Consider the following 7,651-nt stretch of genomic DNA (forward strand, 5'->3'; position numbering starts at 1 on the left):
ATCAGTTATCAGTTATCAGTTATCAGTTATCAGTTATCAGTTATCAGTTATCAGTTATCAGTTATCAGTTATCAGTTATCAGTTATCAGTTATCAGTTATCAGTTATCAGTTATCAGGGAGATAGGGAGATAGGGAGAAAAAGACTGGCAGTTAATAGCTTCCTTTTTTATTATATCTCCCGCAAAAGTGAGTTTTTAATCGCAGACTTGCTCTTAAAGTCCTTAATTTAACGATTTTTACAGAAAAAGATCGCTTTTCTACTGCCAGGAAATAATCTATTTCTTTCTTCTTCTCCTGACTCGGAGAATCCTGGCTCTTGACTCCTCACTTAAGGGAAGATTTTTGATTTATGCAGCAGGTTTAGTGATTAGGCACTGATACTAGATAAGTAGTTATAGAATTCTAATAACTCCTCATTAGTTAGCAGTAAACGGGACTTTTTGCCATAGGTAGAAATCAGGTATTCCCGACCTTTTTCTGTAGTCCAAGCTAATCGTTTCATCTCCACATCAATTTTAGTTTTAAGAACTGAATAATCGATTTCTTCGGGAATAACAACAACTGGTTCTGGTTCTGGGGGTTCTTCTTCAGTTAAACTCGCTTCTTCTGGCAATTCTGATAATAAGGAGTAATTATCGGTTTCCATTTCTAATAATAAAGGCTCTGGTTCTGGTAAAGAAATATCCTTAACTGGGGGTAATTCCGGTTCAATTTTAGCTGGGGGAATATCCTTAACTTGGGGTAATTCCGGCTCAATTTTAGCTGGGGGAATATCCTTAACTTGGGGTAATTCCGGCTCAATTTTAGCTTCAGGACGAGGTATTTCAGTGACTTTAGCCGTTTTGGTCGATTTTTTGGCACTAGCGACGGGTTTAGGTAAATCTTCTGGTAGAGAAATATTATTGGGGCTGATTTTTTCCACAAGCTGGAGATCGGGGGTGCTTTCAGCCTCTAAAAGCAGTAAAGCCCGTTCTCTGGCTCTATCTTCGGCGATTTCCACCGTATCTGCCGCAGCTAAACCTGTAACGACCGTTTTTCCCTCAATTTCGACGATCGCTTTCACAATATACTTGCCGTGATCGATTTGAACTAACTCACTAATCAGGGCAACTTGGGGGTAACGTTGGCGTAACTTTTGCAGCATGGTGACTTTTTCGAGTTCTTTTGTACTTATATTAGAATACTCTATCGCAATTATGGAAAAATGTAGCAAGTTCTTGCTAAGATTAAAGGTTAGATAAAATTTTCAGTTCTAGGATTAGCCTTGCCCACAGTAACAAGATTCTACTAGGCTGAAGCTTCTGCCAGAAAGACTAGCGATCGCCGAAAAGTTTACCGGTGTTCGCTATTGGCTTATACTAACGAAGGCTTCGATAATTCTCTTCGGTAGGTTCGGGTGTTCGATGCTTGGTCAGTTTACCTTCACTGTCACCACCAGCGATCGCAATTAGCCCGATAGAGATAATCTCTGGAGTCAATGGTTTAAATCAATCTTCTCATTATTAAGTATTTAAACTTAATTATTCACGATTCCGTCAGTGTCTTGTAAGTAAGGATTATTGTCAGATGGACTTCTCGATCGCCACACTCCTCTCTCATCTTAGTGATGATAAATTAGCTACGGGTAAACTTCTCGAAAAAAAACTGGGCTGCGAAGACGATCCCGAAAGCTGCGAAAAATTGCAAGTGATTCTCGATGCTTTAGAACGTCTGGGAATGGTTGCCAAAGAACGCGGGCGCTATCGTCGTGTGATCGAGGAAAATATCGTAGAAGCAAAGCTGCGCTGTTCCAGTAAAGAATTTTGCTTTGCTATCCAAGATAGCGAAGATGCTGATGACATCTACGTCTCGAAAAATCATTTAAGTAACGCTTGGAATGGCGATCGAGTTTTAGTCAAAATCATCCGCGAGGGGACCCGTCGTCGTTCCCCGGAGGGAGAGGTGAGATTAATTCTCGAACGAGCTAATCCTTCGCTTCTAGCGCAAGTAAAACAGGAAAATGAGCAGTTTGTGGCGGTTCCCCTGGATGATCGCCTGAAATTTACCCTTAATCTCCTCGAAAATGGTCAAAACCTCCAAGAAAACATCGATCACCTCGTTCATGTTTCCGTCCTCCGTTATCCCCTAGGGGAAATGCCTCCCATCGGTAAAGTTACTCGCGTTCTCGGTTCCACGGCCGAGGCCGCTGCCGACACGGATATCGTCTCCTGTAAACACGATCTACCCCATAATTTTCCGCCTGAAGCCCTTGAAATTGCCGATAATTTAGCGGATTTCTTCGATAGTGGCGAAAAAGAACAACTGCGAGATTTAACCCCACTCTTCACCTTTACCATCGAAGATGACAACCCCCTGGATTATCCCCCAATCATTGAAAATGCCTTTTCTTTAGAGAAAATCAACCAAAATCGCTGGCGAGTCGCCATTCATATCAGCGATGTAGTCCGTTACATTGAACGGGGCGGATTATTGGATAAAGTTGCCAAAAAACGGGGAACTGCCGTCTATTTAGGCGAAAAAGTGCTGCCATTAGTCCCAGCTGCCGTTACCAGTCGTTGTTCCCTGTCACCGCAAGAACAGCGCCCCGCTATTTCTATCCTCGTCACCCTCGATGACAAGGGGGAGCTAGTGGAGTACGAAATCACCCGCAGCCTCATCCAAGTGGATCAACATTTTACCTATCAACAGGTGCGCGATCTGCTCAGTGAAGAAGATAGCGAAGCTGCCCCCACCGATACCGTTGAAACGCTGAAAGATTTATTTTTCAGCGTTTGCCCCACCCTAAAATCCCAACGTCTGCAGCGGGGTAGTTTTGATATTCAATTAGACAAAATCTCTCCCTACAAAGACGAAGGACGGGGGGGGACTGTTCTCGCTTCTAATAATTTACCGGCCCGTTCTTTACTGACAGAAGTGGCAATTTTAGCCGGCAAAGTCGTCGCTGAACATTTGCAAGCTTTAAACTTACCCTGTATCTACTGTGGACAATCGGAACCGGATTGGGATGAATTGGAGGATTTACTCAAATTAGCCAATAATTTAGGGGCAGAATTAAATTTAACTGCCGAGGAGGAGATTAAACCCAATGACTATCAAAATCTCACCCGCATTTTTTCCGCTTCCACATCGGTGAAAGTCCTCAATTATCTCCTGCAAGAAACTCTCAAATTAGTTAAATATAGCAGCCATCCTTTACCCCATTTTGGTTTGGCCTATCCTGGCAATTATACCCACTGTCTATCACCCCTGCAAAGATATGCCGATCTTTGGGTACAACGGGTGTTAAAAATCCTATTAACAGAGGGGAAAGATCGCCGCAGCAAAATCGTCAAAGTCGGGGTTAATTTGGGCAGTAATAGCTGTCATGGACAGATTCATTGGAATATTCTACAAAGTCAAATTCAGGAGGAGTTAGAAGAAGAAAGTCACCTGATTATTTCCCATCTCAATGATCGCTCAAAAATTGCTGAAGATGCGGAACAAGACCTAGAAGGATTGAAAAAAGCCGAGAAAATGAAAGAAAGAATGGGTCAAGTTTTTCGCGGCTTAATTACCGGTGTACAATCCTATGGTTTCTTCGTGGAAATTTCCGATTTATTAGTGGAAGGGTTGGTTCATGTTTCTTCTCTCAAGGATGATTGGTATGAATATCGCGCTCGTCATAGCTGTTTGGTAGGACGGAAAAATCGCGTTGCCTATCGTCTCGGTGATGAGGTAGAAGTGGAAGTAAAAGATGTAGACTATTATCGTCAGCAAATCGATCTAGTTACGGTTAGCGGTGGCAGTTCAGCAAGTTATGACGACTTAGAAGAAGATTAATTATGAATCAACCAACCACCGAAAAAATCGGGAAACCCCGCTTTATTCTGCCCTTTTTATGCGGTATTTTTCTCTTTTTAACTGGCTGTGTCCGTTACGATGTGGGCATTAATTTTCCCCACCAACACCACGGGGAAATTATTCAACATATCACCCTCGGACAACGCTTAACCAGTCTCAGTCAAACCGAAGCCACTAAATGGTTAAATAGTATCGAACAGAGGGCAAAATTACTTAAGGGGAAAACCGCTCATATTTCCGAACGAGAAATAATTGTGACTATTCCCTTTAGTAATAGTCAGGAATTAGAGGAAAAATTCAATCAATTTTTTGATCCTAGTTCTTCCTTTAAAATCAAAAATTCCGCCGATACTGATGATCTTAAGTTATTGCAACTGGATTCAAAACTGGCAGTGACAGAACAAGATTGCTTCTTTTTGAACCAGAAAAACTTGAAATTAACCGTTGATTTGCGAGCTTTGGGTGTACTTTCTGAACAGGGAAATATTATCGTTAGTCCCGGTTCTTTAGTCGCTATCGACTTCGCTTTAAAGACTCCCTTCGCTGGTCAAAATATTGAAGATGACTCAGGATTAAATCCCCCGGTAGAAAAAGTTGATGATCAGTTAATTTGGCATTTAAAACCGGGAGAAATTAACACCATTGCGGCAGCTTTTTGGATTCCTAACTATTTAGGTATCGGCACAATAGTTATTGTTTTAATAACAGGTTTTGCCTATTACTTGAAATATAAACGCTTGCCCGGTGTATCCCCATCGACTTAAATTGAGAGGGCAAGTAAGTAGTTAGGTGTTAAAAACTGTCAGACACCCCCCTTATTAAGGGGGGATCGAACCCAAAATTTATCTTCAATTTAATTATAACCAGCTACTTATTGCCCAAAATTTAATGATCAATGAGGGGAAAATTAGCCAACTCTAAAACTGATCTAAAAATTGGCCAGCAATAGGGAAAATCTTGGCTAGGATCAAATTATAGTCACAATTGAGACTATACGGGTTTCCCTTTTTTACTTTATTACTGGCAATTACAGTTATGGTTAGCAATATTCCCTTTTCTATCCCCGAACATAGCCTCGATCGAGATTGTACCACCCTCTCCCGTCACGTCCTGCAACAACTACAAAGTTTTTCCCCCGACGCGCAGGATTTAAGCGCAATTATGAGTCGAATTGCCCTAGCGGGGAAATTAATTGCCCGTCGTCTCAGTAAAGCGGGATTAATGGCGGATGTACTAGGTTTTACTGGAGAAACAAACGTCCAAGGGGAATCAGTCAAGAAAATGGACGTTTTTGCCAATGAAGTATTTATCTCGGTTTTTAAGCAAAGTGGTTTAGTTTGCCGTCTTGCTTCCGAGGAAATGGATAAACCCTATTATATCCCCGAAAACTGCCCCATCGGTCGCTATACCCTACTCTACGACCCGATCGATGGTTCTTCCAATGTGGATATTAATCTTAATGTCGGTTCGATTTTTGCCATCCGGCAACAGGAAGACAATGATTTAGACGGAGAGGCGCGGGATTTACTGCAAAATGGTCGTCAACAAATAGCCGCCGGTTATATTCTCTACGGACCCTCGACTATTTTAGTTTACTCGATCGGTCGCGGTGTTCATGCCTTTGTCCTTGACCCCAGTTTAGGGGAATTTATCCTCGCCCAAGAGAATATTATTATCCCCGATCACGGGCCGATTTATAGTACCAATGAAGGCAATTTTTGGCAGTGGGATGAGGCAATTCGCGACTATACCCGTTATGTCCACCGTCATGATGGTTACACGGCCCGTTACAGTGGGGCATTAGTGGGAGATATCCATCGAATTATAATGCAGGGTGGTGTTTTTCTCTATCCGGGTACTGTTAAAAATCCTCAGGGAAAATTGCGCTTAATTTATGAAACTGCCCCCCTTGCTTTTTTAATTGAACAGGCAGGAGGTAAAGCTAGTGATGGGGTGACAAATCTTTTAGATATCGTTCCCGATAAATTACACACTCGCACACCTTTAGTGATCGGTAGTGTCGAAGATGTTAAATTGGTGGAGTCTTTTATCGCCGATCGCCGTCATCGCGATGGAGTTTAACTTATAGTTTTATTTAGCGATTAGGAAGCCAGAACTTTTCACTATTTCCTAACTGTTTTACGGTTTTATACCTAGTCTATCAGCAGTCAGCATATCCCTCGCCACTCTCACCGATATGGAAATTCAACAGGTCATCTTAAATAACATCGGGCTATTTGAAAAGCTGGAAATTTCCTTGGCACCTACAGAGCAAAACCCAAGCAACATTACCGTTTTTGTTGGTAATAACGGGGCTGGTAAAACTGCTATACTAAAAGCATTAGCAACTTCTCTTAGTTGGTTTACTGCTCGTTTACTTACAGAGAAAGGGAGTGGTAACCCTATTTCTGAAGATGCCATATTTAATACTGCTAATGCTGGCAGCATTGAAATCAAAGTCTCGGATTTCTCCAAATCATTAAACAATCCCGATCAAAGCGAGATTGACCCTTATTTCAGATGGATTCTTGCAAAAAATAGAAAAGGACGTAAAGCCCAATATAATAGCAACCTTAATGACTGTACGCGCTTGGCCAATCGTTATCGTGATGCCCTCACCCATGATGACAAAACTAGCCTACCCCTAATTGCGTTTTATCCTGTCGAGCGTGTCGTACTCGATATTCCACTAAAAATTAGGACTAAGCATACCTTTTTGCAATTGGACGGTTATGATAACTCCTTAAGTCAGGGCGTTGACTTTCGCCGCTTTTTTGAATGGTTCCGAGAACGGGAAGATACCGAAAATGAATCAGGAATTCCTGAAGACGTTCTCAACCAACTAAGACCACTAGCTGAAACCAATCAAGACGTATGGCGATGGTTAAACGAACGCAATGCCTCAGCTAAAGATCGGCAATTAACAGCAGTTCGCACCGCCATTGGCCGATTTATGCCCCATATGGATAACCTTAGAGTCCGTCGTAAACCTCGTCTCTACATGGCAGTGGACAAAAATGGTGAAACCCTCAACCTAGCCCAACTTTCACAAGGCGAAAAATCCCTAATGGCTCTTGTTGGTGATATTGCCCGCCGTCTAGCCATGCTGAACCCTGCCTTAAAAAATCCTTTAGCAGGCGATGGTATCGTTTTGATTGATGAAGTCGATTTGCATCTACATCCCTCTTGGCAACGTCGCCTCTGCGAGCGCCTGACCGAAACTTTCCCAAATTGTCAGTTTGTGCTAACAACCCATTCACCTCTAGTGATCAGTGATTGTAAAAATGTTTTGATCTACACTTTAGCTAATGGCGAATTGCGACAGTTGCCCTCTCAATATGGGCAAGATGCTAATACTGTCTTATTAGATGTCATGAATACCAGCATTCGTAATGAGAAAATTGATACTGAATTGAACGATCTGCTAGATGCCATACAAGATTCAAAGCTAACCGAGGCTCAACAATTGCTGGCAGAATTAAGTGAGGAACTACCTGTCAATCATCTCGAATTGGTCAAAGCCAAACTACTACTCCGTAAACAAGAATTGCGTCATGGGAACCATTAGTAAAGGGGCTGAACCTTATGCGAACCATTAGTAAAGGGGCTGAACCTTGTTGTTTAACAGCTTGGAAGAGGAGGAACTCTCATGGGGCATACGATGATTTAGTTGACATCCTCGCCGCCGTAAAACGGACGGCGATTCCTCACCACGCCACTTTTTTAGGGTGGTCGCGTCAACGGGGTTGACGCAGATAGCGAAAAACGCTTAATTGCTTAAGTCTGACACTTTCGACCCGTCCGTTTTCA

The 7,651-nt window shown here is 42.4% G+C and carries 7 protein-coding genes; 6 read left to right on the top strand and 1 reads right to left on the bottom strand.

Features of this window, described 5'->3' with window-relative positions:
• A partial coding sequence (locus IM319_RS00450; protein ID WP_287734233.1) for a hypothetical protein occupies window positions 1-231 on the top strand: 231 nt, incomplete at its 5' end.
• Between the two features lie 137 nt (window positions 232-368).
• Here IM319_RS00450 and IM319_RS00455 read toward each other — a convergent pair.
• Window positions 369-1,145 carry a hypothetical protein gene (locus IM319_RS00455; protein ID WP_287734234.1) on the bottom strand — a complete coding sequence of 259 codons (777 nt, stop codon included), beginning with the start codon at window positions 1,143-1,145 and terminating at the stop codon, window positions 369-371.
• Between the two features lie 422 nt (window positions 1,146-1,567).
• On the opposite strand from IM319_RS00455, the gene IM319_RS00460 reads away from it, so the two are divergent.
• The 5 genes from IM319_RS00460 (at window position 1,568) to IM319_RS00480 (ending at window position 7,591) form a co-directional block, all read left to right on the top strand.
• The gene (locus IM319_RS00460; protein ID WP_287734235.1) at window positions 1,568-3,820 is read left to right on the top strand and encodes a ribonuclease R family protein; all 2,253 of its coding nucleotides are present in this window, start codon (window positions 1,568-1,570) and stop codon (window positions 3,818-3,820) included.
• Window positions 3,821-3,822: 2 nt separating this feature from the next.
• The gene (locus IM319_RS00465; protein ID WP_287734236.1) at window positions 3,823-4,605 is read left to right on the top strand and encodes a DUF3153 domain-containing protein; all 783 of its coding nucleotides are present in this window, start codon (window positions 3,823-3,825) and stop codon (window positions 4,603-4,605) included.
• A gap of 271 nt (window positions 4,606-4,876) precedes the next feature.
• Complete coding sequence (fbp, locus tag IM319_RS00470; RefSeq protein WP_287686933.1) at window positions 4,877-5,923, top strand: class 1 fructose-bisphosphatase; 1,047 nt, start codon at window positions 4,877-4,879, stop codon at window positions 5,921-5,923.
• A gap of 115 nt (window positions 5,924-6,038) precedes the next feature.
• Window positions 6,039-7,409, top strand: coding sequence for an AAA family ATPase (locus IM319_RS00475; protein ID WP_287734237.1), 1,371 nt, complete (start codon window positions 6,039-6,041; stop codon window positions 7,407-7,409).
• A 17-nt stretch (window positions 7,410-7,426) separates the two neighbouring features.
• Window positions 7,427-7,591, top strand: a complete 165-nt coding sequence (locus tag IM319_RS00480) for a hypothetical protein (RefSeq protein WP_287734238.1) — start codon at window positions 7,427-7,429, stop codon at window positions 7,589-7,591.
• Window positions 7,592-7,651: the final 60 nt, after the last annotated feature.

This window comes from Microcystis sp. M113S1, assembly GCF_020246945.1.
Classification (GTDB): Bacteria; Cyanobacteriota; Cyanobacteriia; order Cyanobacteriales; family Microcystaceae; genus Microcystis.